This window comes from Yersinia enterocolitica, from assembly GCA_002082245.2.
In the GTDB taxonomy this organism is placed as follows: domain Bacteria; phylum Pseudomonadota; class Gammaproteobacteria; order Enterobacterales; family Enterobacteriaceae; genus Yersinia; species Yersinia enterocolitica_E.
On record NBTC02000002.1, the window covers coordinates 1,728,613 to 1,753,744 of the forward strand.

Below are 25,132 nucleotides of genomic sequence, written 5' to 3' on the forward strand. Positions count from 1 at the left end.
TGTTTATTAACTCATCAGTTATTATATTCAAGAATAACTCACTGTTTTTGCGTAAATTTCAGACGAAAAATTAAAACGTAAAAAAATGATAAAAACCTTTGCTAATGGCAGCTATTCTCATGTTTACTGATACCTCGATGTTTCACCGCTCCCTTTTTTATTGAATAATTATGCTTAAGCAAAATAGCCGTAATCTGTGGTTGCTGGTTGGTTCACTTTTCACTTTATACTTCGTTTGGGGTTCGACTTACCTGGTCATACGTATCGGGGTAGAGAGCTGGCCCCCATTGATGATGGCTGGCTTACGTTACCTGATTGCGGGTGTATTGCTGTTCAGCTTTTTAGCCATTCGTGGTCACGCCCTGCCCACATTCCGCCAATGGCTGGGCGCCAGTGCGATAGGTATCTTATTATTGGCTATCGGTAATGGGCTGGTTACCATCGCCGAACATCAACATGTTCCCTCAGGGATTGCCGCCGTCATGGTGGCGACTGTTCCACTATTCACTTTGTGTTTCAGTATGTTATGGGGGATGCGTAACACAAAACTGGAATGGTCTGGGATTGCTCTCGGGTTGGTAGGTATCATCTTGCTCAATACTGGTAGCAACTTATTAGGTAATCCGGTGGGGGCAATGTTGATATTATTGGCCTCAGCCAGTTGGGCATTTGGCTCGGTCTGGGCTTCACGGCTGGCGCTCCCCAGTGGTGCCATGTCCGGTGCCGCACAGATGCTGGTTGCAGGTGTGGTGTTGTTACTTGCCAGTACGCTAAGTGGTGAACAACTGGAACAAATGCCGACCATGGGTGGCATTCTCTCGTTACTTTACCTGATTGTTTTCGGCTCAATGCTCGCCATTAGCGCTTATATGTTCTTGCTAAAAAATGTGCGCCCGGCGGTCGCCACCAGTTATGCCTATGTGAACCCGGTTGTTGCGGTGTTGCTCGGTATTGGCTTTGCCGGTGAAAGTTTATCAACTACTGAATGGTGTGCATTAGCGGTGATTGTTTCTGCGGTAATATTGGTCACATTGGGGAAATTTCTGTTTAAGCCTCGTTAAGCTGCAACGGCCGACGTGTTTATTTTATCCAGAATATAGATGCATCAACCATGTAACATGGTTGTTTCATTCAGTGAACAGATTATAATTCCCTCTGTTTCGATAAAAAGTGAAAAAATTATGCTAAGAAAAGCACTCATTATCCTGATTGCGATAATGGCACTGAGTTCATTAGGTGGCGTTTTTCTCGCCGGGTTGAACATCTATACTCGTTCAACCACCCCACATGAAACTGAAACGACCGAATCCTCCCCACTGTCTGATATTGGCCCTGCGGGCTTATCCAACAATGGTCAGGAATCACCGTAAGCGCCCATCCAATCGCGGCATCGTTGTTGCAAAAAAGTCTGTAAACCCCTGACCCGCTCTGACACCTGCGAGCGGTGGGGGCACAATAGATTTAAGGGTAAGACTTCGCCCTGCCAGCTTGGCAATACCTGAACCAAACGCCCTGACCGGATATCATCGACTACATCAATAGCAGCCTTATTGGCAATACCCAACCCCGCCAGTGCCCAACGTCGCGCTATCTCACCATCATCACTGACGTATTCACCGGACATCGTTACCTCTTGTTCTTCCCCCTGTCGCATTAACCGCCATTGGTTATAAAGTCGACCATTGCGCTGATATAACGCCGAATGATGGTCGGCCAATTGAGCTGGTGTCTGCGGCACGCCGTAACGGGCAAGATAGGCAGGGCTGGCACATAACATACGCCGATGTTGAGTTAGAACGGGCAATGCCACCAAGCTGGAATCGGTAGGCACCCCGAAACGCAAAGCAATATCTACCGGTTCGCGGAAAAGATCAGCGTGGCGGTCGTTGAGTAACAAATGCAATTGAATATGCGGATGTTGTTGTTTGAAATCATTCAACCAATCGACTAATAAATTACGGCCAAAGTCTGAAGGGGCTGAAAGTTGTAATACTCCAGATAAGCCCGTCATTTTTTTCTGAATTGCCTGTTCTCCCTCAACTAATGCCCCTAACGCAATACGTGCACTATCAAGATAGCTGGCCCCTGCTTCTGTTAGGCGCAAACTGCGAGTTGAGCGGACCAACAAACGCACACCCAGTTGAGACTCCAGGCGTTTTACCGCAATACTGGCTGCTGCGGGTGTGATATCGAGCCAACGAGCAGCTTCAGACAAACTACCGCAGTCAACCGTTCGAACAAAAACATCCAGATCACTAAATGAGATCATTAGTAAATTTCCTTTACAGGTGATTGTCTTTTTAGTCGATTGTTAGACAACTTTCAATAGATGACTATAGATGAAGAGTGAAACTCTTATTTAAATACAGGACTCATTATGGACATCACAACGTTATCTCAGCATCAATTCAGTTCTCCACTCAATCAACAAAAACTGGTTATTCTTGGGGGCAACAGGGGTATTGGCGCAGCCGTGGCTTATGCCGCCATCAGTCGAGGTGCCAAAGTCGTCTTGGTTTCGCGCCGTTCGGCAGGCTCACAATCTATCGATCACGATAGTGCTATGTGCCGCTTATCTGCTGATATGACTGATGCAGAATCACTCAAGCGTCTGTTTGCACAGATCGGAGCCTTTGATCACTTGGTTATTACCGCCGGGCCTGCGGTGCAAGCACACGCTTTGGCGGACACCTCTTTAAGCGAAGCTCAGGAAAATTTTGATGTAAAACTGTGGGGAGCACTGCGGGCGATACAATCAGCTTTACCTTATCTGCACCAACAGGGTTCGATAACCCTGACGTCAGGTTTGTTGTCACGTAAGTTTGTCAGCGGCCAGTTCATCAAAACAGCTATTAATGCTGCATTGGAAGCAGTCGGTAAGCAGTTAGCCAAAGAACTGGCCCCACGACGGGTCAATGTAGTCAGCCCAGGCGTAACCGCCACTGAAGCTTATAATAGTATGAGTAATGAGCAGCGACAGGCTATGTTTACAAAAATGGCAGCCTCACTACCTGTCGGTCGAGTCGGCCAACCGGTTGATATTGCGGGTGCCTTTGTGTTATTGCTGGAAAACAGTTTTATGACCGGTAGCGTGATTGATGTTGAAGGTGGCGGCTTGTTGTAATTGATATCACTTAGTTTTTCTATTGAGCCATACACGGGGCAATGACTGCCTCGTGTACTGAACAGTAAAGTGCTTATCTCAGCGATTGCTTCAGCAGGAGCTTGGCTTGTTTACTCACACTAATAACACGTCTTATCAAAGTGTTATTACTCCTGCAGAGAACGCTTTTTCTTGCATCCTTCTAATTACGTCATAAGCCGAAATTGGTAAAACACTAAATGATTTTATTAATAACCTATCTTTGGCAGACGTGGCTTCAGGAGAATTAACGGTAGCCGTAATAGCCTGGCGGATCTGGGTAAGCTGTTGTGCTGAAGTTGACAATGAAGTGATAAGTGGCAGACCAGGAGCCGCGTCGGTTTGCGCTATTATTTTTAATCCGGCAACGGCTGAGGGATTGGCCCGCTGTAATAGTGCAAAACTGACACAATCTATTGCGGCAATATCGGCCTGTCGCTGTTGGATCATCGAGATCGAATGATAATGCCCGCCAGAGGCCAAACTGTGAGAAAAAAAATGCCCATTGATCGCCAATGGTGCAATTAAAGCACGTAGTGCATTGTATCCAGACTGAGAATCCATACTGTTATAGGCAACTATTCTATGGCGAAAATCTGCCAGTTGTTGGCCTTTTTCATCAGCACGGACCACAACCAAACTACGGTAATATTCCCCCGAACAGTAAGGTGATTGATAGCTAAATACCCCAATCAATTGCACCTGCTGTTGCAATAACGTCACTAGAGGAAAACCGCAGGTTTGGCTCAACAGCAAATTAGGATCACGCCAATGTTGCAGTAAATCAGTAGGCCAGATGAGTTGATCACTTATCCCTGGAGCACCATCTACCCCTATAACCCCATGACGGTGCAGTTGTTGCGATAATAACCGCCAAAAAGGCAAAACATCCTGCGGCTCGACACCATACATAGGAAGTGAAATTAGCATAGGCACCTGTTACTAATCAGAGCGCAAAACAGCCAAAACATTAATCGTGCCGGTCTATCGGAAGAGATTGTAATTCCCGCCAACGTGACAGCCGCCTGGCCCAACGAGCAAAAATCATATCCGTAATAATAGCCAATAGTGCGACCACAACCGCCCCCTGGATAACGTAAGCCGTATTAAAACCGCTAAGTCCGATAATGATCGGAGAACCCAAGGTTTTCGTCCCAACAGTTGATGCTATTGCGGCAGTACCTATATTGATAATGACCGAGGTTCGGATACCTGCAACGATAATAGGTGCTGCCAGTGGCAATTCAACCTGCCACAAAATCTGCCTGGCACTCATTCCCACCCCTTCTGCCACCTCATGAATGCCGCGGGAGACAGACTCGATACCGGTGATGGTTCCTTGTAAAATCGGCAATAAACCATAAAGCACCAAAGCGATAATGGCGGGTTTTTCACTAAATCCCATCACCGGTACGGCAATAGCCAGCACCGCCACCGGTGGAAAAGTCTGCCCCATAGCAACAACGGTTTCCACCACTGAGCGAAACTCTTTCCCCATGGGACGTGTCACAGCAATACCCGCAATCACTCCTATCAAAACAGCGATAACACTGGAAACCAGCACCAATAAGACATGAGCAACCACCAGTGACCAGAATGTATCTTGCAGGTAGACAGGCCGATCGAGATCAGGAAATAACGCGGCAAAGAAACCGTGTAGAGAGGTCATACCAAAAACCAAACCGGTCAACAGCAGCAGCGCCCAGCACAGAGGGTCTTTTAGCCAGCGCAGTACATCGGACACTACCCATTTAAACGCTTTCTTTGTTGGCTTATAAGTATGGGCCGTATCACGGGTATGAGCGGTATCAGGTTTCACACGCTCCCCTTATCTGCCACCAAATCAGCAAAATAAAGCACACCTAGTGATTGCCCATATTCATCAGCCACCGGCAGTTTATCGGTCTGACGAGACACAAACAGGGAAAGCGCCTCGCGCAGGCTGGTAGTACCGAGAATCGGCGGCCCTATCAACGTTTCACCGCGCCTGACCCGTTGTTCAGCCCACCCCAGTGATAACAGCTTAATTCCGAGATCACTGCGACCAAAGAAATCACGAACAAAATCATTGGCGGGTTGAGTTAGCATTTCAAGAGGCGTTCCCTGCTGAATGACTCGGCCTTCATCCATCAGAACTATGCGATCAGCCAGACTCAACGCCTCATCAATATCATGAGTCACCAGCACGATAGTCCGACCCGATAATTGATGAATACGGGTAATTTCAAACTGGAGTGCCGAGCGCGTCACCGGGTCTAACGCGCCAAAGGGCTCATCCATCAATAAGACTTCAGGATCTGCTGCCAAGGCACGAGCGACACCGACACGCTGTTGCTGCCCACCAGACAATTGATGAGGATAGCGGTGGAGAAATTGTTCTGGTTCCAGATGCAGTAGCTCAAGTAATTCAATGACGCGTTGGCGAATACGGTCCTGGGGCCATTTCAACAACTGTGGCACAGTGGCAATATTGCGCTCCACCGTCCAGTGTGGAAATAAACCTATCGATTGGATGGCATATCCCATCCGCCGCCGAATATCTTCAGGTTTATAGTTACGAATTTCTTCACCAGCAAAATGAATCTCCCCCTCATCATGTTCAATAAGGCGGTTAATCATTTTTAGTGTGGTCGATTTACCGGAGCCAGAGGTACCGATGAGTACAGTAAACTCACCCTTGGCTATCTGCAACGTCAGATTATCGACCGCTCGTTTACCGACAAAATATTTACTTACCTGATGGAAATGAATCATCGACGTGAAGTATCCATAAAAATAACCATAAATTTAAACAGCGAATCAACCACAACCGCCATCACAATCACGGGGATAACGCCAAGCAGCACGAGATCCAATGCGCTGCTAAGCAAACCTTGGAACACAATCGCTCCTAACCCACCCGCACCAATCAATGCAGCCACGACAGCCAGCCCTACTGTTTGTACCGCGACAATGCGGATACCGGATAAAATAAGTGGCATCGCAATAGGTATTTGCACCTGAAAGAACAACTGGCTGCGAGTCATCCCCATACCTCGGGCCGACTCGACAACACTGTCAGGCACCGACTCTAGCCCTGCGACCACATTACGCACTAATGGCAACAATGCATAAAGCACTAACGCGACAATAGCCGGGGCCAGGCCGATACCGCTGACACCATGCTCTGCCAACCAGGGAAGAGCCGCAGCCAGCCCCGCTAAAGGTGCAATTAGCAGGCCAAATAAGGCAATAGATGGAATGGTTTGAATAATATTCAATGTCGAAAAAATGGTGCTTTGAAAATGACGAGAACGAAAACAGAGTAAGCCGAGTGGGACCCCCAAAAGGGTGGCGGGTATCAATGTTGCGAGTAAAATCTGAAGATGTTGCCATAGCGCATCATTAAATACGTCTTGCCGGTTAACGTACTCTTTCATTAACGATAGTTGATCCAACTGCCCCATCATGAGCAATATCACTACCGGCAGAAGCAGTAAGACATTAGCCACACTGCGCCACACAGGGTTAACAATGGCACGAGATAAGCTATCGACGGCAATCAATAGACTCATCCCACTCATCAGCCAGAACCCTCCACCTAATGAGGTACGTGCCAGACTCTCGCCACCTCCGGCAAGCTGTATGGCGGTCGTGCCAGCCAATAACAACAAACCCAAAAGCAGCAACTCGGCAAATAATACTGTTAGCCAATACAGCACGATATTTTGTTTTAAGAACGCAAAAATAAGCAGGATCAGAATAGGAATTAGCACTGCCCCATTTGATCCACTTATCAGCGATAACAACGAGATCCCTTGCCCGGAAATCAATCGGTTAGGTGCATGGCTCACAAAAGACAGCCCAGCACCTGATAAAACCAATAAAATAGCCAGTACTAGCAGGACCCGGTTTTTGACAGCCATAAAAATCCATCTCCATGACAGGTAACCTTTGTTGTAATAACGAGTGACCTGTTTCTTTGATAGCGCTATAAATCAGATGCCTACAGCGCCATCTCTGACACCCACCACTATCCTTTAACAAACCCTTTCTCTTTCAGATAATTAGCTGCCACTTTTTTCGCATCCTGACCTTCAACCGCAATGCGGGCATTCAGTTTTTGTAGCGTCGGCCCATCAAGGGTAGCAAATACAGGATTGAGTAAAGCAGGTATCGTTGGATGCGCTTTCAGTGTGGCCTCACGAATGATCGGCGTCGGCGCATAAATAGGTTGCACACCCTTAGTGTCTTCGAGTGTTTGTAAGCCTAAAGCAGCAACCGGGCCATCAGTGCCATACGCCATGGCAGCATTAACACCAGAGGTCTGTTCTGCCGCAGCTTTAATCGTCACCGCAGTGTCACCACCGGCTAATGATAACAATTGGTCTTGATTCAATTTAAAGCCGTAAGCTTGCTGGAAAGCAGGCAAGGCATCTGGCCGTTCAATAAACTCGGCGGAGGCCGCTAATTTGAATTTACCACCAGCATTAATCCATTTCCCCAAATCCTCCAGCGTTTTCAAGTTATTCGCTTGGGCTAAATCCTGGCGTACTGCAATGGTCCATGTATTGTTCGCTGGAGCAGGTGAGAGCCACACCAGTTTGTTCTTCTCGTAATCTAACGCTTTGACTTTTTCATAGCCTGCTTTCGCATTTTTCCAAGCGGGATCTTTTTCATCCGAGAAGAAAAAAGCCCCATTACCGGTATATTCAGGGTAAATATCAATCTCACCCGCAGTGATAGCACCACGCACTACTTTGGTGGTGCCCAATTGTGATTTATTGGTGGTTTTTATCCCGTTAGCATCCAGTACCTGCACAATAATATTGCCCAGCAATGAACCTTCAGTATCAATTTTTGAGCCAACTCGGACAGTATCTGCGGCCTGTGATATACCGGTTGATGCCGTTAGCACCATTGCCGCCAATGCAAAAATCCGGCCACGGGTTAGGGTCATTGCCATGCTTACCTCTCATGTGCTCAAGGGTGAGTTAACGTTCATTCTTGCATACTTGTAGTAGCTGAATGTTTACAGGGTGTGCGGCCAAGACATCTTTAACAGATGAGTAACCATATTAGATTTAGTCCAAAACAAACCAAATAACCAATTGATATTAAATATATTATTAGCGTTACATTAGGCTTGTAGGTTTGTATCTATAATACGTAACAGTTTGATAGCTAAGTATTTAAGCTGTGTTGTAACAGCAAAATTTTCAGTTAAGATTACATCAAATACTGTATATAACAACAGCAATTTTCAAATAACAGAAGAGATCGCTAAGAATTTATTCACCTGAATCCATAGCCGTTTTAACCTCAGCGGGCTGATTTAGGTTGATTCAGAATGCTGGCTACTACTTTTAATCACACCATACCGCTCTTCTGCCGCAACAGTTTTATTCTCGCAATCGTAAAATGGGTGTACTTCTATTTCCAACGCAGTAAAAGCAAATGCGTCAAACCATTGAGTATAGCCGTTCACGACAAATTGCCCGCTGCGCTGCTGATATTGAACGCGGTTTTCCAGATAAATCTGGCGTAACCCGTACCAAGGTAAGGCTGGCAAATCATGATGCACCAAGTGGTAATTGAGGTTTAGAAATAACAGACGCCATGGCCATGCAGCTTCATTCAAGGCTGAGCGCGCCGAACTCTCTGGCGCTGCACGATGTTCAAAAAAAGATCTTACTTTAGTCAGACTAAGTGCCGGATAGCTAATCGCCAGTAGGTAGAAAACGGCAGAAATACCATAGCCTGCCATCCAGTGAAGTAACCCGTAAAGTAGCCCTAAATGAATCAGCCACATGAATATGGCCGAGCGATCGCCGGAAATAAAAGCCCGGGCTGCGCTGCGAAGAGTATTAATGATGTCTAGTGATGGCCCGAGGGCTAGCCGCCCCACAAAGGTGTTACTCGCACGTATAATACCTTTGAGTAATATGTGGAAGTATTGCCATTGTGTTGCCGTGTAGTAATAGCACTCTGGATCTTTTTCTGGGTGAGTCAAATCCTCATCGCGGTGATGTTGAATATGAGAATCACGATAAAGGCCATAGGGGTACCATACCGCCAGTGGCAAAGTTCCAAATAGCTGATTTACCCTCCGCCAACGGGTTGGATGGCCGTGAATCAACTCATGTTGCAAAGACATATACCACGCACTCAACAAGATCAGCAGAACACTTCCCATCACTGGCCCTAATTGCTGCCAATGAATAACACCAACAAACCACCCAGTGTAAATGACACCGATCAATATCCAAGTAGGGATCTCCAGACGCCATAGCCAAGAACGGGACAACTGCTTTACCTTTGCCCGTTGCTGCTCACTAAGATAATGAGCAGTAGTTGTCGCGTGATTATTACGTTTAGTGTCAGCAGTGGGCATATTTAAAACTCATACATGGCCTAATTCGGGCCAGTATCAGCTAAATGATGCTCACCACTAACTAACTTAAGGTGCTATGTAAATCTGAGAATTAGATAACCTCTCTTCGCATTGACATTGTAGAAATTAAAAATGTTAGCTGTAGCAGAATGGTCAATCTGTTAAGACATTTACCCAGCATCGTTCCTCGGCAGAAACGGCAATAGCATCCAATACTTTCGATACTTTCCAACCTTCTTCAAAATCCGGCCACATACGGTCATCGGCAGCAATGCCGTTAATCAAATCGCGGATCTCAACCGTTTTTTGATCGTTAAATCCAATACCATGTCCTGCACTGACACAAAAAGCCGCATAGTCTGGATGCTGTGGCCCTATAAGTAATGTTTTAAACCCTTGTCTGGCCTGTGGATCATCATGGCGATAGAGCTGTAATTCCGCCATGCGTTCTTGAGAATAACTGATCGCACCTTTAGTGCCGGTGATTACATATGTCAGCCCCATTTTACGGCCACAAGCAATCCGTGAAGTTTCTATGGTCCCCATAGCACCATTGCTAAAATGCACCAATGCACTGGCTTGATCTTCATTCTCCACCGCAAGAAGCGATGAGGGATCTTTCGGGTCAGGGCGCCGTCTGATGATAGTTTGCATATCGCCACAGACACGGGTGATATCGCCGACCAGATAATGAGCCATATTAACAATGTGTGCGGCTAAATCCCCCAAGGCCCCCAGACCTGCCTGCGCCTTGGTACAATGCCAGTCCAAAGGTGTGAGTGGATCAGCCAGATAATCTTCATTATGAGTACCATAAAAATGCACGACCTCACCAATCTCACCGTTTGCAATAATTTCTCGCGCTAACTGACTCGTTGGATTTTTCATATAATTGAAACCCACCAACGTTTTTACCCCTTTTGCACGTGCAGCATCGACCATTTCTTTAGCATCGGCAGCACTCAGCGCCAGTGGCTTTTCTGAATAAACATGTTTGCCGTGGCTAATTGCTGCTAGAGCCATCTCCTTATGCAAGAAATTTGGTGCACAAATATCCACCACATCAATATCAGGATCGGCAACCAGTTCGCGCCAATGGGAGGTAGATCGGGAAAAACCAAATTCTGCAGCACGTTTTTGAGCCAATTCAGGAGTCACTTCTGCCAACATCTCTAATACTGGCTGACCCTTGAGTGGAAAAACAGTCGCAACCTGCGCGTAAGCAATGGCGTGGCAACGGCCGATATAACCAGTACCAATAAGGCCAATTCGAACTTTTTTCATTTTATTCCCCTTACCTGTTTATAAATTAAAGCCCCGATAAGGTAGCTTTACTTGCCACTGGTTATACGAAATTAAAATTTCACTATCAAGTCAATATGAAATTAAAAGTTATTTTTGCGAGGCGCTACGAAGAAAAGGGTCAAGCTAATGAAAGCTTACACAAGCAGGATACTTCTATCAGAATGTAGTTCACAGATTGAATTCCAAATTCAATTAATTAATTATATATTTTCATTATGTAATTTATTGAATAATAAATTTCAATAAATGCGAAGCGTCACGCATCATGAGCAAGTCGGGGTTTCAATAGCGTAATTTCGTTATATAGTGGGCATCAAGATGAAGCGATAAATCCCATCGCTCCTTTATAATGTTGACAGGTAACTTGCTATGAACTCACCTTTTCTGGTTACAGCACAATGGCTGGCAGAACATGCTAATGATGCCGATATCGTTATTCTGGATGCCAGAATGTCACCGCCGGGATTGATACCTAAAAGAGACATTCAGGCTGAGTTCGAGCAAGGGCATATCCCGGGAGCCGTTTACTTTGATATTGATGAAATTGCAGACCACAGTACTGAATTGCCACATATGCTGCCATCGCCACAGGAATTCAGTGAGAGGGTTGGTCAATTAGGGGTAAGTGAGCAACATACTTTAGTGATTTATGACGACGGTAACCTGTTTTCCGCACCACGCGTTTGGTGGACGTTCCGTACTTTTGGTGCCAAAAATGTGCGTATATTGGCCGGTGGTATCAACGGATGGCGGCAAGCGGGTTATGCATTAGAAAGCGGCCAGGCAAAATCAACCCCGCAAGTGTTCAATGTGGCTTTCAATAGTGCTGCGGTCAAAAACGTTGATGAGGTTGTCGCCGTACTGGGAAATAGTGAAGTACAAATTATAGATGCTCGGCCAGCCAACAGATTTAAAGCCCAAGAGCCTGAGCCTCGGCTTGGTCTGCGCCTTGGCCGTATCCCCGGCAGTATTAATGTCCCGTGGGGGAGCATGGTAGAAAATGGTAATTTGAAATCGCCACAAGCACTGGCACGTATTTTTGCCGCTCAAGGCGTGGATTTAACCAAGCCCATTATTACCAGCTGTGGTTCTGGCGTAACAGCCGCAGTGGTAGCTTTGGGGCTGGCGGCATTAAACGCACCATCAGTATCACTCTATGATGGTTCTTGGGCGCAATGGGGGGCATTCGATTCACTGCCCATCGAGGATACCCGCCTCCCATAAGAGCCTGTCAGATAGCAACCAGGCCACGGACACCGTCTAACTCCATATCAGTGCCGTGGCCACGCTGGATAATTTTGCCACGGGACATCACTAAATAGTTATCCGCCAGCTCTGCGGCAAAATCATAAAACTGCTCAACCAACAAGATAGCCATATCCCCTTGAACAGCCAGTTTTTTGATAACTATACCTATCTCTTTGATAACCGAAGGTTGAATTCCCTCAGTTGGCTCATCCAAAATGAGCAAACGAGGCTGGCAAGCCAATGCGCGCCCAATCGCCAACTGCTGCTGCTGCCCACCAGATAGATCCCCACCACGGCGATGTTTCATTTCTTGTAACACTGGGAATAACTGATAAATACTTTCAGGTACTAACTTGCTCTGGGCGCCGGGAAAACGAGAAAGCCCCAATAGAATGTTCTCCTCAACCGTTAATCTGGGGAAAATTTCTCTACCTTGTGGCACATAAGCAATGCCTCCTTTCACCCGTTGGTGTGGTGACTGATGGCTAATATTTTTACCTTCCCATGTAATGCTACCGTTTTTGACCGGCACCAGTCCCATCAAGCATTTGAGTAATGTCGTTTTACCAACGCCATTACGGCCCAATAAGCAAGTAACCTCACCTATCGCAGCCTCGAATGACAAACCACGCAAGATATGGCTGCCACCGTAATATTGATCAAGTTCATTCACTTGCAGCATATATTGACCTTAAATATCCAGTTAACTGTTAGTCACCAAAACCCGATCACATGATATGGCAGGAGAAACAACGCCGATCAGCCGCTATGAATCAAGGCGCAATCCCCGAAGTTTGGTCAACCCAAATGAGGGGGGAAGCAATACCGAGTCACAGTGGCGCAGCCGCTATGAATCAAGGCGCAATCCCCCGAAGTTTGGTCAACCCAAATGAGGGGGGAAGCAATACCGAGTCACAGTGGCGCAGCCGCTATGAATCAAGGCGCAATCCCCCGAAGTTTGGTCAACCCAAATGAGGGGGGAAGCAATACCGAGTCACAGTGGCGCAGCCGCTATGAATCAAGGCGCAATCCCCCGAAGTTTGGTCAACCCAAATGAGGGGGGAAGCAACACCGAGTCAGAACGGCTCAGCGCCCCAAATATACCTCGATCACTTGCTCGTTGGCCTGCACCTCTGCCAATGACCCCTCGGCCAACACCTGGCCCTGATGCAACACCGTGACATGATCAGCAATAGACTCGACGAACCCCATATCGTGCTCCACGACCATCAGTGAATGCTTCCCGGCTAATTGATTAAACAACTCGGCGGTATAGGCGGTCTCGGCATCGGTCATCCCAGCGGCTGGCTCATCCAACAGTAGCAAATGCGGGTCTTGCACCAATAACATCCCAATTTCAAGAAACTGCTTTTGACCATGAGATAACAAGCCTGCCTGCCGCTGTCGCATCTCACTAAGGCGCAACATAGTAAGGGTTTCATCAATTTGATCCCGCTGCTCACTGTTCAACTTGGCGCGCAGACTGGCCCAGACCGTTTTGGTGCTTTTTTGTGCCAATTCAAGATTTTCAAACACACTTAGCGCTTCAAATACCGTCGGTTTTTGGAATTTCCGGCCAATCCCTGCTTGAGCAATCTCTATCGTATTCATCATTGAGAGATCACGGTGTTGGTCATAGGTCATCTTACCGGCCTGGGGACGTGTTTTACCGGTTATCACATCCATCAGCGTGGTTTTACCCGCACCATTCGGGCCAATAATGCAACGCAGCTCGCCAACACCTATTTGCAATGAGAGATCACGCAAAGCATGAAAGCCATCAAAACTAACATTAATATTTTCGAGGGTTAACACCGGATCCCGTTGCTGGCGATGCTTGTCGGCCGCATGCTCTAACGCACCGGGTTCCTGAGCAATTATCTCGGGATAAATCAGTTGTTCCGTAATTTGAAACCGGCTCATTTGTCTTTCCCCCGCCGCAGTAACCCGATAACACCCTTAGGTAAGAACAACGTAACCAAAATAAATATCAATCCGAGGAAGAACTGCCAATATTCTGGCATTGCCATGGTGAACCAGCTTTTTGCGCCATTGACAATGCCAGCCCCTAATACCGGGCCAATTAATGTCCCGCGCCCCCCAAGTGCTACCCAGATAGCAGCTTCAATAGAGTTGGTTGGCGACATTTCACTTGGATTGATGATACCAACCTGAGGTACATACAACGCTCCCGCCAGAGCACAGAGTACGGCTGATAATGTCCAGACAAACAGCTTGAAACCTTTCGGATCATAGCCACAAAATGTCAGGCGATTTTCAGCATCACGCACGGCGGTCAACACTCGCCCAAACTTGGTGCGGGCCAATGCAAAGCCCAATACCAAACTGGCGATTAACAAAGCGAGTGAGGCCAGAAACAGGGCAATACGGGTAGAGGTTGCCGATACCGGGAAGCCCAGCATAGTGGTAAATCCGGTGAAACCGTTGTTACCGCCAAAGCCCGTTTCGTTACGGAAAAACAGTAACATCCCCGCGTAAGTCAGCGCCTGCGTCATGATAGAGAAATAGACGCCCTTTATTTTGGAACGAAAGGCGAAATATCCAAAAATAAAAGCCAGTAAACCGGGAACCAAGACGATCAGGCACAATGCCCAAATAAAATATTGGCTACCACTCCAAAACCACGGCAACTCAGACCAGGATAGAAAAGACATGAATGCAGGCAGGCCATCACCAGCCGCCTGACGCATCAGATACATGCCCATGGCATAACCACCAAGTGCGAAAAATAGGCCATGGCCAAGAGACAGTAAACCGGCATATCCCCATACCAGATCAAGTGCGATAGCCACTACTGCATAGCATAGAATCTTACCGATAAGCGTTAAGGTATAGGTTGATATTGCGAGGGGATTATCAGCCGGCAGCAGTGCTAAAAAAGGCAAAATAATCAGTGCAGTAACAACTACAGCCCCCAATGATAAGCTGATAACAGGTGCTTTTTGCGTCAAGGTTATAGCTAAAGGTTGATTCATTAATCACTCACCCTGCCCTTGAGGGCAAACAGACCCTGCGGCCGTTTTTGAATAAATAATATGATTAGCACTAAAATCAAAATCTTACCTAATACTGCGCCAATCTGCGGTTCCAAAATTTTATTCAGCATGCCTAACCCCAGTGCTGCAACAACACTGCCAGCCAGTTGTCCGACACCACCAAGCACAACAACCAGGAAGGAATCGATGATGTAGCCCTGCCCTAATTCCGGACCAACATTTCCCAGTTGTGACAGGGCAACCCCTCCTAATCCGGCAATACCCGAACCCAGGCCAAAAGCCAGCATATCAACCCTGCCGGTTGCCACCCCACAGCAAGCAGCCATGGCGCGATTTTGCGTCACTGCCCGTACCTGTAGACCGAGGCGGGTTTTATTTAGCAACAGCCAAGTGAGTAACAGAACAATGATCACAAAGGCGATAACGGCGATACGATTCCATGGCAAAACCAGATTTGGCAAAATCTGTACCCCGCCAGACAGCCACGCAGGGTTAGCGACTTCCAAGTTTTGCGCGCCAAAAATCATACGCACGCTCTGAATCAGCATTAGACTAATTCCCCAGGTTGCCAACAGCGTTTCCAGCGGGCGGCCATAAAGATGCCGAATTACCGTTCGTTCCAAAGCCATGCCGATTCCAGCCGTAATAAAGAACGCGACCGGCAAGGCGACCAACGGATAGAGGGCTAGCCAATGCGGAGCTAATTGCTGAAACAGTGATTGCACCAAGTAAGCTGAATAGGCTCCCAACATCAGCATTTCACCATGGGCCATATTGATAACACCCAATAGGCCGTAAGTGATGGCTAACCCAAGAGCTGCTAGCAACAAGATAGAGCCTAGTGATAACCCGCTGAATACTTGCCCAATAATATCCCCGACCATCAACCGATTTTGTACCTGTTTCAAACTACTGGCTGCCGCGGCACGCACTTGTGCATCAGGCTCGGTTTTAGCATCGGTTAAGCTTTGCAAACGAGATTGGGTTTGTGGCGAACCTGATTGTCCGAGCAATTGCACAGCATTCAGGCGCACCAAAGGGTTACTATCGGTCAGTTGTAAATTAGCCAAAGCAATACTTAGCGCTTCTTTGACTTTACTGTCTGTTTCCAATTTAAGACGCTGATTAAGTAACGGTAATTGATCACTTTGCGCTTGCTGCTGTAGCTCTAGTGCCGCTTGCAAGCGCACTGATTCGTCTTCACTTGCCAGCCGTTGAGCCGTCAGTGCATTAGCAATCAGAATACGTAAGCGGTTATTGAGCCAGATTTTCTTTGGTGTACCGACAGGTTGTAACTGCCCTTCCAGCGGGGTGAAACTCTGATTATGCTGGATGAATGCCTGCCCTGTGCTATCGACCACCAACGTTTCTTGTTTCAGTGCCTGCAATAAGGGTAATCGGCTAGCATCCGGTTCGGTCGCCCATTGCTGCAACATAGCGGCTTGCTGTGAACGATTAGCCACAGCAAAATCATGGGCTGGCCCTGCTGTTGCCAAGGCTGAAAAGCTCAGTAACAGGCCTATCAGCGGCCTGAGCAAAAGATTGACTGCTCTACTCCAAACAGGAATTAACAATTTCATAGGCCCGCTCATCACTGATATATGGCAAAAAAGATCCAGAGCCCGCAAAATCTGGCCCTGGAGAGTCATCGCTACTGAGTGCTTTTCACTGGATGATCCGGTTTCTTGTCATTTCCGGCGATGAACGGGCTCCATGGCTGAGCACGAATTGGCGCATCGGTTTGCCATACCACGTTGAATTGTCCGTTAGCCTCAATTTCGCCAATCATCACCGGTTTGTGCAGATGGTGATTAGTTTTATCCATTGTCAGCGTAAATCCTGATGGTGCTGGATAGGTTTGTCCGGCCATCGCAGCACGAACCTTATCCACATCGGTTGATTTGGCTTTTTCTACTGCCTGGGCCCACATGTGCATACCTACCCAAGTAGCTTCCATCGGATCATTGGTGACAGCAGTATCTGCATTCGGCAACTTATGCGCTTTGGCATAGGCTTTCCATTGTTCAACAAACGTCTTGTTCGTCGGATTATCCACCGATTGGAAGTAGTTCCAGGCCGCCAGATTCCCCACCAGTGGTTTGGTATCAATGCCACGTAGTTCCTCTTCCCCCACAGAGAACGCAATGACAGGCACATCAGTCGCTTTGATACCTTGGTTGGCCAATTCTTTGTAGAAGGGAACATTTGAATCGCCGTTGATGGTGGAAATAACGGCGGTTTTGCCATCGGCAGAGAATTTCTTAATATTACCCACAATAGTTTGGTAATCGCTGTAACCAAACGGGGTATAAATCTCTTCGATATCTTTATCCTGAATACCTTTGGTATGCAGGAAGGCACGTAGGATTTTGTTGGTAGTGCGCGGGTAGACATAATCCGTCCCTAACAAAATAAAGCGTTTTGCACCACCCCCATCTTCACTTAATAAGTATTCCACAGCAGGGATAGCCTGTTGGTTTGGTGCCGCACCGGTATAGAAGACGTTGGGCGACATCTCTTCCCCCTCATACTGTACCGGATAGAACAGTAGACCATTTAACTCTTCAAATACCGGTAAGACAGACTTACGTGAAACCGACGTCCAGGCACCAAATACGACGGCGACTTTATCTTGTGTTAATAATTGCCGCGCTTTCTCGGCAAAGAGTGGCCAGTTAGAGGCCGGATCGACAATAACCGGCTCCAGTTGTTTACCCAATACACCACCATGAGCATTGATATCATCAATACTCATCAAAGCCATATCTTTCAATGGTGTTTCAGAGATAGCCATCGTGCCGGACAACGAGTGCAAGATACCCACTTTGATGGTGTCGGCAGCCAGCGTGCCAAAAGCCACACCCATACTGATAACTGAAGCTGAAAGAGCAAAAACCTTAATCAAGTTACGATGTTGCATAGCGTTAACCTCTGGTCGTTGAGTAAAACACACAAGATCGGATTACTCTGCGCAATCGCCATGCCAGTTTTATATCTTAATAATTTAATTGAAGATTATAGATAACGTTACCAAATAACCGGATAAACGGCCTAATTGTCTGCACCAATAATGCACAACGCACGGGCACAGATAGTGCAACAATGAGAGGAAGTATGTGGGCAGGTAATTAAAAAACAGAATGGTGTTAATTCAGAGATTGGTGAGAAGAGTGTAGCTTAATTTTAACGAAAAACAGGAGTGCCAAATTGCCACTCCTGTTTTGTTATTAATAATCTATATCAGATAGTTATATCGATATGATCAATCTTACTTTTTAGGGCCACGTATACGTAGCGTCAAACCTTTCAGAAAATAACGCAAAGCCTGATCACCACATGGGCGGAAGTTTTTGCTGCCCTCTTTGCGGAACAGTGCATTTAGCTCAGGTTTAGATACTGGGAATTCAACCGCATTAAAAACATCGTGCATATCGGTATCTTTCAACTCAAATGCCACACGTAGTTTTTTCAATACAATATTGTTGGTAATGACTGGCTCTACCGCTGGGGCCGGGAACTTGTCATCTTTACCACGTCTAAAGAAGATCAAACCATTAAGGAAATGTGCCATTACCAGATCAGGGCAATCTTGATAACCGGCCTCATCTTCTTTTTTAAGAAAATTAACGACATCCGCATTGTTCACTTCAAAATCAGCCAGCTTAATGATTTCTGCTATCTTGATATCGTTTACGTTAAGCATGTAGCGAACACTACGGAGCACATCGTTGTTCATCATATTACTGCCCTATTCCTATTATTTAGAGTAGACGTGGGCGAATATCGCAAGAAAAACAAAAGGCTTCTTTCACGTCTAGCGGGCAGTATTGTATAGATTTACGTTGATTTTCTCAATGCAAATCTGATTAATGAGAAAAGTATGCATTCCGGTAGAATACATAAAACTCAATAATAATGAAATTTGAAGGGCTAAGATAAATTAATATTCCTTTCATCTTTCTACTTTATTAAAGATCAGCTATTCATCTTACTGTTATAGCTGGATTGATAAAGGGCGATATCCTCACCGGAAATGTATTTTCTACGTAATGTGGCAGATATTTTATCCATAATCATAACTACCACAACCATTATTAAGGTAATAAACATCACAACATCCCAGTTCCATAGACGCATATTCTCGGCATAAACCAAGCCAATACCTCCCGCCCCCACAAAACCTAATACTGCGGCAGAACGCGTATTTGACTCAATTTGATAAAGGCTTAGCGCTAACAGTGTTGGGAAGGACTGAGTAAAAATACCAAAACGGTGTTTTTGCAAAGCATTAGCCCCCATGGCGGTCAAGCCGCGATTAGGCGATTTATCAACAGCTTCATGCCCTTCAGCATAGAGTTTACCCAATAACCCTATATCTTGCATAATAATAGCTAACACCCCGGCAAGCGGCCCCATACCAACGGCACGAACAAAAATCAGTCCCCAAATTGCCATATCAATGCCACGAAAAACATCCAAAAAGCGCCGAATTATAAAGGAAATAATACGTAATCCCGGTGTCGACATTACGTTGCGTGCGGCTAAAAATGATAGCGGCAAAGCCAGCACCGTCGCGGTTAAAGTCCCTGCGAATACAATTGCCAAGGTAATAAATATCTGACTGAAATAGTATTTAAATGGCCAATTAATGAAATCATGCCAAACAAACATACGCAAAAAATAGCGGCTTATTTGCTGGCTTCCATTAGCAAATGTCTGCCAAGGGATACCAAAGACTTTAAAGAAAAATAGATAATATAAAAAAATACCGACAGTAATGGCGGTAACTAACCTGATATACCGTTTTTGCTGTAAGAAAAATTGCGGATATTGCTGTTTTAAAGTCAATATCTGTGACGGTGTTAAATGATGAGCCAACATTATGAAGCTCCTTCCACAACGTGCTGACGTAATTTACCCGAGGTATAATCCAACAGCGATACCACAATAATAATCAGCAGCAATGTCATGCTCACCTGATCATAACGGTCCAATTTTATTGACGTCATCAGTTCCTGCCCAATCCCACCAGCACCAACCAGTCCTAGAATGGTCGATTGGCGGAAATTAATCTCCAGACGCATAAAGCTATAAGAGAGAAATATCGGTTTTACCTGTGGCCACAGCGCAAAACGCATTCGTTGTAATTTACCCGCACCACAGGCCGCCAGCCCACGCACCGGTTTATCAGATACCGTTTCAAGCGATTCATAAAACAACTTAGTCAAACTGCCAATCGTATGTAATGCCAGTGCCAGAAAACCGGGAATTGCCCCGATACCAAAAGCCATAACAAACATCACTGCCCATGCCAATTCCGGCATGGTGCGTAAAAATGCCACAAAAGTTCGAATAGATAACCGTAACCAAGGCGGGCTTTGAGTATTATTCGCAGCCAGGAAGGCCAGGATAACCGCAACCACCACGGATAAAATAGTGGCTGCCACCGCCAATTGCAGCGTTTCCCAAATCAGCGGTAACTGTATAGGTAACCGATAACCCCAATAAGCCAGAGACCCCTCCGTGTGACCATCGGCAAATAAATTGTGCCAATAGAGTACCGGTATCGTTTCGGCTAGATAATCAAAAAAATGTGGGATGGAAATAAGAACAGTATGTAAATTAAACTCAGCAATACTTCCAGCACCCAGATAAATAATTGCCAGCGTTAATGACCAAATCAACGTTTCACGTTTTTGTTTACCGCGAATCTGCTGGTAGTAGTGGTTAAAATCAGTATTCAAAATAAGCTACCACCTAAAAGCAATAGCTCCGGCAAGCCAGAGCTATTTCGTTTTATCCGCCGGACCGAATTAACGATCACCTTTGGTTAATTCACGCTTCATATCAATGATAGTTTGATACTCGCTGAGGGATGTTTCACCAATATGCTGTTTGCCACCCATCGCTTTAATGAAACAACCGTGATCCTCTTTATCCAGTTTTTTAACCGCAGCGACTAATTGCGCTTTAAATTCAGACGGTAATGCACTGCGGACAAGAATCGGGCCGTTGGGGATCAGTGGCGACTGCCAGATGATACGGATCTGTTTCATTAAATCCGGGTGATCCATACGAATCATGCGCGTAAATGCACCACTGGTATAACCGGTGTTATAGTCACCGATCATGGAAGCCCAGGTGACAGCACCGGCGAATTGCCCGTTAATGACACCCAGAATATCTTGTTCATGACCACCAGAGAATGTCACGCTAGAGAAGAAGTCGTTATATTTATTATCCGGTGTTCCACCAAATTTCTGTTTAAAACTTTGATTAGGGATTAAAAAACCAGAGGTTGAATCTGGGTCAGCAAAACCGAACGCTTTACCTTTCAAATCTTCAATTTTCTGATAAGGGCTATCCGCTTTCACCACAACCACAGAGTGATAACCGCGTGATTTGTCAGTATCATCGATAGCAATACCTACAATATCAACGGCTTTAGGATCTTTAATATAAACAGAGGCAAAAGAGGAAGGAGACATACTTAATACCAAGTCAATCTTCCCACCTAATAGGCCTTGTATTACGCCAGAATAGTCTGATGCATTATGCAAGTTTGTTTTTACATTTAACTCTTTATCTAAAAACTCTTTGACACACATATTATCGCCAATTTGTTGTGTCGCATTCTGCCCACCAAGAATACCCAGATTAATTTCTTTTGGTGCATCCGCTGCTGTAGCATTAAATACCATAAAACTTGCCAATAATGAGGTAAGACAAAGTACTTTTTTCATTAAAATAACCTATTCTGATAAAGGGATAAGTGGGGATTAATGCAAAAGTTCAGTGGATTCATCGCTGTAAATATCTTGAATAATAGAATCATTTAACAGTGAAGGATGCCCATCAAAGACAATCCGCCCGTGGGCAATACCAATCACTCGGGTGCAATAGTCTTTCACCAAATCAACAGAGTGTAAGTTCACAATTACAGCAATATCGTTTTCACTTATTTTCTGTAATGTATTCATAATGCGGGTTGTGTTTTTTGGATCTAAAGAAGCGACAGGTTCATCAGCCAATAATATTTTGGGGTTTTGCATCATGGCGCGGCAAATGGCCACCCGTTGCATTTGGCCGCCAGAGAGATTCTCTGCACGCTGCAACGCATGGGGTAACATATTAAGCCATTGTAATAACTCAATTGCTCTAGCCCGATCTTCATCAGCAAATATTTTGAAAAATGATTTAAACGTGGAGGTGTAACTCAGGCGGCCTAACAAAACATTAGTAATAACATCAAGACGGGGGACCAAACAGAAATCTTGGAAGATCATGCCGCATTTTGCGCGCCATTTACGCATCTGCTTGGTTGTTAGTGCTGCAATATTTTGCGTATCGCCATTGTCATGGTAATTAATAATTTCGCCCGCACTGCTGGGAATAGTGCCATTTAAAACATGTAACAATGTTGATTTTCCGGCACCAGAGCGGCCAATAATTGCAACAAACTCACCTGCATGGAGTTCAAAATTAATATCATCCAGCACACGGTGTTGTGATTGGTACGCTTTAACTAATCCCTTAACGGCAAGTACCTTCTTACGCGGTTCTTGCACCGCAGCCGGATAGTCAGCCACAGTGAATTTACGTAATGCCTGGCCCATAACATGTCTCTCAGATTGCCTGTCGTCATGAGCTATTAACGGATAATTCTATTGCATCTTGATGAAAGTTTTATGAGAGAAAGGTGACAAAAAATAGCCACCTTTCTTATACTTTACTCAATTACAGGATATTGATGAGTATCTAACTTCTTAATTTACGGTAGACAAACAGCACAACCAGTGAACCGATAACCGCCACGACAAAGCTGCCAAAATTAAACCCATCAACTTTGCCCATACCAAAGAAGACACTAATATAGCCCCCCACCAGGGCACCGACCACGCCAAGGATTACGGTCATAATAAAGCCACCGCCATCCTCTCCGGGCATAATCCATTTAGCCAAAACACCGGCGATAAGACCAAAAATAATCCAAGATAGTATGCCCATAAACACCTCCATAAAATTAATATTTGCTGATAACTGATTTGACTACCCACTGTTGTTGATCCGCCTTTCAGCTTTGCGTTCAATCTTAAACATAGGTCTCAGGTAAACATAACGGGCTTAACCTGACAGTCTTAAAACAGCTAACATCATTAAGTTAAGACCCGATTAACAAAATCTGCAAATCAGACCAGCCAAGTTAAATACAAATCAAATAACCGGCTGTCGCGGGGTGAAAACATGATTAATTCCCTGCTGTTGTAGCTTTTTCAATAAATCATATCCACCATTTGGCACACTATGCGCAAACTCTCGTTCGCTTGTAAACACAGGGCTGACCCAATACATATTAACCGGATCACCTTGTTGAAGAGGTAGAGTAAGATTGTCTGCATCAGCATATAACGCTGATGATAAAATATAGCCTTCATAACCCTTAGGGGCGACAGCCGACTCCAGTGTATGCCCTTCGCCAAGCCAGGTTATTTTACTCCAGGGAACGTGGGCAAATCCTGCCAGCGCACTGGCCATGTGAATAGCGTTGTCTTCGTTGACATATTGGCTATCAATTGCAATCGCCATCTCCAAGCGCCGGTATTTAGCTGCATCATCATTAAATAATATTTCAACCCATGGCTGAGGACGAATACTGACCCCCACGGTCAGAAAGTAATATATTCCCTCTTTCTCATGTTGGGAGATGGCCATTGGCGGCCACGTCCCCTGATCGATGGCATAATATTTTACCGATGGACCGAAGTGCTGCTCATAATATTGAATATATTCAGCTTGTAATGCAGGCCACGGATTTCCCTCTTCCTGTTGCCAGGCCCGCCAAAATTGACGAGTATGTTGCGCATTGGCATATTGTGTATTGGTTGAAGCTGACCCCAGAGGTAATGTCAGTGGATTATCTTTAATACAACTGGCGGAATAGCAAATTGAGTGATCAATATAGAGGCTCCAGCCAGGAATAATTGCCAACAGTTGTCCCTGATACCACAATGCCGCACCGTCGTCACTTTCAGACCAGACTATCGTAATATACTGCGCATCCAGCTCCGCCTCGCCCGCCACATTACGGCAGAACTCTGCGGCTAATCGTGGGGCCAACCCTTGTTCAAGGGCGGTATTATCAGCCGATGGTGGCGCAGCAACCAGATTTCTCACCCAGCAGGCACGCACGGGAAAACGCTCTTCAAATGCCTCCTGCGGATAAATATAGAAGTAAACTACCCGATTATCCTGTTGCACCACAGCAACCAATGTCTGGTTTTCATTACTGACTTCGGCCAGTACCTCAGATTCTTTCATATCGCCTCAACTGTATCGGCAAAGGGTTTCAGGCGAAACATACTGTATTGCCTGCTGTAAAATAAGCCTATTAGCGGAACACAGATAATCTCATGCTAATAACTTTAATACTGATAGTGTAAAGCATGGCATAGTGTAAAACGTCTTATCCCTTTAAATCATCAGCAAAAGTCTCAAAAATACGCCGAATGCGATTATTATTTGAATCTTATTTTTTATAATCGATTCAATATGATCCTATAGTGACCGATCGTAATTATAGACTGTCACCTCAATACCTATAACCAATAGTTGATAGTCTACAGCCTGAATTCACGCTAAAATAAAACCATTATTTCTCGCAGAATTGAGGGTTCACATGGCATATATACCGAAGAATTACACCCGGCTGGAAAGTGGCTATCGGGAGAAAGCACTGAAAATTTTTCCGTGGGTTTGCGGTAAATGTTCACGAGAGTTTGTTTATTCCAATCTGCGAGAGCTGACGGTTCACCATATTGACCATGATCATAGCAATAACCCAGAAGATGGCAGCAATTGGGAGATGTTATGCCTTTTTTGTCATGATCATGAACACTCTAAATACACCGAAGCAGACCAATATGGGTCGACTGTGATTGCCGGGGATGATGCCCAGAATGATCAGGGTGTTGCTACCCATAATCCATTCGCCAACCTAAAGTCTTTGATGAAGAAATAACGCTGTCTGGCCGTGGTATGCAACACGGC

At 45.7% G+C, this 25,132-nt stretch carries 26 protein-coding genes; 6 read left to right on the top strand and 20 right to left on the bottom strand.

The window, feature by feature from the left end:
* Nucleotides 1–170: 170 nt before the first annotated feature.
* Nucleotides 171–1,061: a drug/metabolite exporter YedA gene (locus tag A6J66_009325; GenBank protein ID PNM24374.1), complete on the top strand. Its 891-nt coding sequence runs from the start codon at nucleotides 171–173 to the stop codon at nucleotides 1,059–1,061.
* A 120-nt stretch (nucleotides 1,062–1,181) separates the two neighbouring features.
* Nucleotides 1,182–1,370, top strand: a complete 189-nt coding sequence (locus A6J66_009330) for a hypothetical protein (GenBank protein PNM26960.1) — start codon at nucleotides 1,182–1,184, stop codon at nucleotides 1,368–1,370.
* On the opposite strand, the gene A6J66_009335 is transcribed toward A6J66_009330, so the two are convergent.
* The gene (locus A6J66_009335) at nucleotides 1,355–2,269 is read right to left on the bottom strand and encodes a LysR family transcriptional regulator (protein PNM24375.1); all 915 of its coding nucleotides are present in this window, start codon (nucleotides 2,267–2,269) and stop codon (nucleotides 1,355–1,357) included. The two genes, A6J66_009330 and A6J66_009335, sit on opposite strands and share 16 nt — an antisense overlap.
* Before the next feature lie 108 nt (nucleotides 2,270–2,377).
* Here A6J66_009335 and A6J66_009340 point away from each other — a divergent pair, with 108 nt between their 5' ends.
* The gene (locus A6J66_009340) at nucleotides 2,378–3,124 is read left to right on the top strand and encodes a KR domain-containing protein (protein PNM24376.1); all 747 of its coding nucleotides are present in this window, start codon (nucleotides 2,378–2,380) and stop codon (nucleotides 3,122–3,124) included.
* A gap of 135 nt (nucleotides 3,125–3,259) precedes the next feature.
* On the opposite strand, the gene A6J66_009345 is transcribed toward A6J66_009340, so the two are convergent.
* The 7 genes from A6J66_009345 to A6J66_009375 all read right to left on the bottom strand — a co-directional run bounded on the left by A6J66_009345 (nucleotide 3,260) and on the right by A6J66_009375 (nucleotide 10,799).
* A complete protein-coding gene (locus A6J66_009345; GenBank protein ID PNM24377.1) occupies nucleotides 3,260–4,078 on the bottom strand; it encodes a phosphate ABC transporter substrate-binding protein in 819 nt (272 codons plus the stop codon).
* Nucleotides 4,079–4,112: 34 nt separating this feature from the next.
* Nucleotides 4,113–4,841: an ABC transporter permease gene (locus tag A6J66_009350; GenBank protein ID PNM26961.1), complete on the bottom strand. Its 729-nt coding sequence runs from the start codon at nucleotides 4,839–4,841 to the stop codon at nucleotides 4,113–4,115.
* A gap of 116 nt (nucleotides 4,842–4,957) precedes the next feature.
* Complete coding sequence (locus A6J66_009355; protein PNM24378.1) at nucleotides 4,958–5,896, bottom strand: ABC transporter ATP-binding protein; 939 nt, start codon at nucleotides 5,894–5,896, stop codon at nucleotides 4,958–4,960.
* Nucleotides 5,893–7,047: an ABC transporter permease gene (locus A6J66_009360; GenBank protein PNM24379.1), complete on the bottom strand. Its 1,155-nt coding sequence runs from the start codon at nucleotides 7,045–7,047 to the stop codon at nucleotides 5,893–5,895. The genes A6J66_009355 and A6J66_009360 overlap by 4 nt, the downstream gene beginning before the upstream one ends.
* A 107-nt stretch (nucleotides 7,048–7,154) precedes the next feature.
* The gene (locus tag A6J66_009365) at nucleotides 7,155–8,087 is read right to left on the bottom strand and encodes an ABC transporter substrate-binding protein (protein PNM24380.1); all 933 of its coding nucleotides are present in this window, start codon (nucleotides 8,085–8,087) and stop codon (nucleotides 7,155–7,157) included.
* A 369-nt stretch (nucleotides 8,088–8,456) separates the two neighbouring features.
* Nucleotides 8,457–9,515 carry a fatty acid desaturase gene (locus tag A6J66_009370; GenBank protein PNM24381.1) on the bottom strand — a complete coding sequence of 353 codons (1,059 nt, stop codon included), beginning with the start codon at nucleotides 9,513–9,515 and terminating at the stop codon, nucleotides 8,457–8,459.
* A 153-nt stretch (nucleotides 9,516–9,668) separates the two neighbouring features.
* Entirely contained in the window at nucleotides 9,669–10,799 is a 1,131-nt protein-coding gene (locus A6J66_009375) for a gfo/Idh/MocA family oxidoreductase (protein ID PNM24382.1), read from the bottom strand.
* Between the two features lie 390 nt (nucleotides 10,800–11,189).
* Between A6J66_009375 and A6J66_009380 the strand changes: the two genes are divergently transcribed.
* Nucleotides 11,190–12,044, top strand: coding sequence for a 3-mercaptopyruvate sulfurtransferase (locus A6J66_009380; protein PNM24383.1), 855 nt, complete (start codon nucleotides 11,190–11,192; stop codon nucleotides 12,042–12,044).
* 7 nt (nucleotides 12,045–12,051) lie between these two features.
* On the opposite strand, the gene urtE is transcribed toward A6J66_009380, so the two are convergent.
* On the bottom strand, nucleotides 12,052–12,750 hold the full coding sequence (urtE, locus tag A6J66_009385; GenBank protein ID PNM24384.1) for an urea ABC transporter ATP-binding subunit UrtE: 699 nt from the start codon (nucleotides 12,748–12,750) through the stop codon (nucleotides 12,052–12,054).
* An 86-nt stretch (nucleotides 12,751–12,836) separates the two neighbouring features.
* Between urtE and A6J66_009390 the strand changes: the two genes are divergently transcribed.
* Nucleotides 12,837–13,043 carry a hypothetical protein gene (locus A6J66_009390; protein PNM24385.1) on the top strand — a complete coding sequence of 69 codons (207 nt, stop codon included), beginning with the start codon at nucleotides 12,837–12,839 and terminating at the stop codon, nucleotides 13,041–13,043.
* Between the two features lie 111 nt (nucleotides 13,044–13,154).
* Here the strand turns inward: A6J66_009390 and urtD are convergent, their stop codons facing one another.
* The 11 genes from urtD to A6J66_009445 form a co-directional block, all read right to left on the bottom strand.
* The gene (gene urtD, locus A6J66_009395; GenBank protein PNM24386.1) at nucleotides 13,155–13,991 is read right to left on the bottom strand and encodes an urea ABC transporter ATP-binding protein UrtD; all 837 of its coding nucleotides are present in this window, start codon (nucleotides 13,989–13,991) and stop codon (nucleotides 13,155–13,157) included.
* A complete protein-coding gene (gene urtC, locus A6J66_009400) occupies nucleotides 13,988–15,064 on the bottom strand; it encodes an urea ABC transporter permease subunit UrtC (GenBank protein PNM24387.1) in 1,077 nt (358 codons plus the stop codon). The genes urtD and urtC overlap by 4 nt, the downstream gene beginning before the upstream one ends.
* Nucleotides 15,064–16,665, bottom strand: a complete 1,602-nt coding sequence (gene urtB, locus A6J66_009405; GenBank protein ID PNM26962.1) for an urea ABC transporter permease subunit UrtB — start codon at nucleotides 16,663–16,665, stop codon at nucleotides 15,064–15,066. Before urtB ends, urtC begins: the two co-directional genes overlap by 1 nt.
* Before the next feature lie 71 nt (nucleotides 16,666–16,736).
* Entirely contained in the window at nucleotides 16,737–18,005 is a 1,269-nt protein-coding gene (gene urtA / locus A6J66_009410) for an urea ABC transporter substrate-binding protein (GenBank protein PNM24388.1), read from the bottom strand.
* A gap of 348 nt (nucleotides 18,006–18,353) precedes the next feature.
* Nucleotides 18,354–18,824, bottom strand: a complete 471-nt coding sequence (locus A6J66_009415) for a DUF1456 domain-containing protein (protein PNM24389.1) — start codon at nucleotides 18,822–18,824, stop codon at nucleotides 18,354–18,356.
* A 236-nt stretch (nucleotides 18,825–19,060) separates the two neighbouring features.
* A complete protein-coding gene (gene phnE, locus A6J66_009420) occupies nucleotides 19,061–19,966 on the bottom strand; it encodes a phosphonate ABC transporter, permease protein PhnE (protein ID PNM24390.1) in 906 nt (301 codons plus the stop codon).
* Entirely contained in the window at nucleotides 19,966–20,769 is an 804-nt protein-coding gene (phnE, locus tag A6J66_009425; protein PNM26963.1) for a phosphonate ABC transporter, permease protein PhnE, read from the bottom strand. The genes phnE (A6J66_009420) and phnE (A6J66_009425) overlap by 1 nt, the downstream gene beginning before the upstream one ends.
* Nucleotides 20,770–20,898: 129 nt before the next feature.
* A complete protein-coding gene (phnD, locus tag A6J66_009430; GenBank protein PNM24391.1) occupies nucleotides 20,899–21,828 on the bottom strand; it encodes a phosphonate ABC transporter substrate-binding protein in 930 nt (309 codons plus the stop codon).
* Between the two features lie 36 nt (nucleotides 21,829–21,864).
* The gene (gene phnC, locus A6J66_009435) at nucleotides 21,865–22,701 is read right to left on the bottom strand and encodes a phosphonate ABC transporter ATP-binding protein (protein PNM24392.1); all 837 of its coding nucleotides are present in this window, start codon (nucleotides 22,699–22,701) and stop codon (nucleotides 21,865–21,867) included.
* 142 nt (nucleotides 22,702–22,843) lie between these two features.
* A complete protein-coding gene (locus A6J66_009440) occupies nucleotides 22,844–23,092 on the bottom strand; it encodes a GlsB/YeaQ/YmgE family stress response membrane protein (protein ID PNM24393.1) in 249 nt (82 codons plus the stop codon).
* A 207-nt stretch (nucleotides 23,093–23,299) separates the two neighbouring features.
* Nucleotides 23,300–24,403 carry a Suppressor of fused protein (SUFU) gene (locus A6J66_009445; GenBank protein ID PNM24394.1) on the bottom strand — a complete coding sequence of 368 codons (1,104 nt, stop codon included), beginning with the start codon at nucleotides 24,401–24,403 and terminating at the stop codon, nucleotides 23,300–23,302.
* Between the two features lie 358 nt (nucleotides 24,404–24,761).
* Here A6J66_009445 and A6J66_009450 point away from each other — a divergent pair, with 358 nt between their 5' ends.
* A complete protein-coding gene (locus tag A6J66_009450) occupies nucleotides 24,762–25,103 on the top strand; it encodes an HNH endonuclease (GenBank protein PNM24395.1) in 342 nt (113 codons plus the stop codon).
* The last annotated feature ends 29 nt before the right edge of the window (nucleotides 25,104–25,132 follow it).

Excerpts from the sequence above, each read along its gene's own strand:
- urtB (PNM26962.1), bottom strand. The coding sequence starts at position 16,665 with ATGAAATTGTTAATTCCTGTTTGGAGTAGAGCAGTCAATCTTTTGCTC.
- A6J66_009380 (PNM24383.1), top strand. The coding sequence starts at position 11,190 with ATGAACTCACCTTTTCTGGTTACAGCACAATGGCTGGCAGAACATGCT.
- A6J66_009440 (PNM24393.1), bottom strand. The coding sequence starts at position 23,092 with ATGGGCATACTATCTTGGATTATTTTTGGTCTTATCGCCGGTGTTTTG.
- A6J66_009355 (PNM24378.1), bottom strand. The coding sequence starts at position 5,896 with ATGATTCATTTCCATCAGGTAAGTAAATATTTTGTCGGTAAACGAGCG.
- urtE (PNM24384.1), bottom strand. The coding sequence starts at position 12,750 with ATGCTGCAAGTGAATGAACTTGATCAATATTACGGTGGCAGCCATATC.
- A6J66_009335 (PNM24375.1), bottom strand. The coding sequence starts at position 2,269 with ATGATCTCATTTAGTGATCTGGATGTTTTTGTTCGAACGGTTGACTGC.
- phnD (PNM24391.1), bottom strand. The coding sequence starts at position 21,828 with ATGAAAAAAGTACTTTGTCTTACCTCATTATTGGCAAGTTTTATGGTA.
- A6J66_009365 (PNM24380.1), bottom strand. The coding sequence starts at position 8,087 with ATGGCAATGACCCTAACCCGTGGCCGGATTTTTGCATTGGCGGCAATG.
- phnC (PNM24392.1), bottom strand. The coding sequence starts at position 22,701 with ATGGGCCAGGCATTACGTAAATTCACTGTGGCTGACTATCCGGCTGCG.
- A6J66_009340 (PNM24376.1), top strand. The coding sequence starts at position 2,378 with ATGGACATCACAACGTTATCTCAGCATCAATTCAGTTCTCCACTCAAT.
- A6J66_009370 (PNM24381.1), bottom strand. The coding sequence starts at position 9,515 with ATGCCCACTGCTGACACTAAACGTAATAATCACGCGACAACTACTGCT.
- A6J66_009450 (PNM24395.1), top strand. The coding sequence starts at position 24,762 with ATGGCATATATACCGAAGAATTACACCCGGCTGGAAAGTGGCTATCGG.
- urtA (PNM24388.1), bottom strand. The coding sequence starts at position 18,005 with ATGCAACATCGTAACTTGATTAAGGTTTTTGCTCTTTCAGCTTCAGTT.
- A6J66_009330 (PNM26960.1), top strand. The coding sequence starts at position 1,182 with ATGCTAAGAAAAGCACTCATTATCCTGATTGCGATAATGGCACTGAGT.
- urtC (PNM24387.1), bottom strand. The coding sequence starts at position 15,064 with ATGAATCAACCTTTAGCTATAACCTTGACGCAAAAAGCACCTGTTATC.
- A6J66_009325 (PNM24374.1), top strand. The coding sequence starts at position 171 with ATGCTTAAGCAAAATAGCCGTAATCTGTGGTTGCTGGTTGGTTCACTT.
- A6J66_009360 (PNM24379.1), bottom strand. The coding sequence starts at position 7,047 with ATGGCTGTCAAAAACCGGGTCCTGCTAGTACTGGCTATTTTATTGGTT.
- A6J66_009390 (PNM24385.1), top strand. The coding sequence starts at position 12,837 with ATGAATCAAGGCGCAATCCCCGAAGTTTGGTCAACCCAAATGAGGGGG.
- phnE (PNM24390.1), bottom strand. The coding sequence starts at position 19,966 with ATGTTGGCTCATCATTTAACACCGTCACAGATATTGACTTTAAAACAG.
- urtD (PNM24386.1), bottom strand. The coding sequence starts at position 13,991 with ATGAGCCGGTTTCAAATTACGGAACAACTGATTTATCCCGAGATAATT.
- A6J66_009375 (PNM24382.1), bottom strand. The coding sequence starts at position 10,799 with ATGAAAAAAGTTCGAATTGGCCTTATTGGTACTGGTTATATCGGCCGT.
- A6J66_009415 (PNM24389.1), bottom strand. The coding sequence starts at position 18,824 with ATGATGAACAACGATGTGCTCCGTAGTGTTCGCTACATGCTTAACGTA.
- A6J66_009445 (PNM24394.1), bottom strand. The coding sequence starts at position 24,403 with ATGAAAGAATCTGAGGTACTGGCCGAAGTCAGTAATGAAAACCAGACA.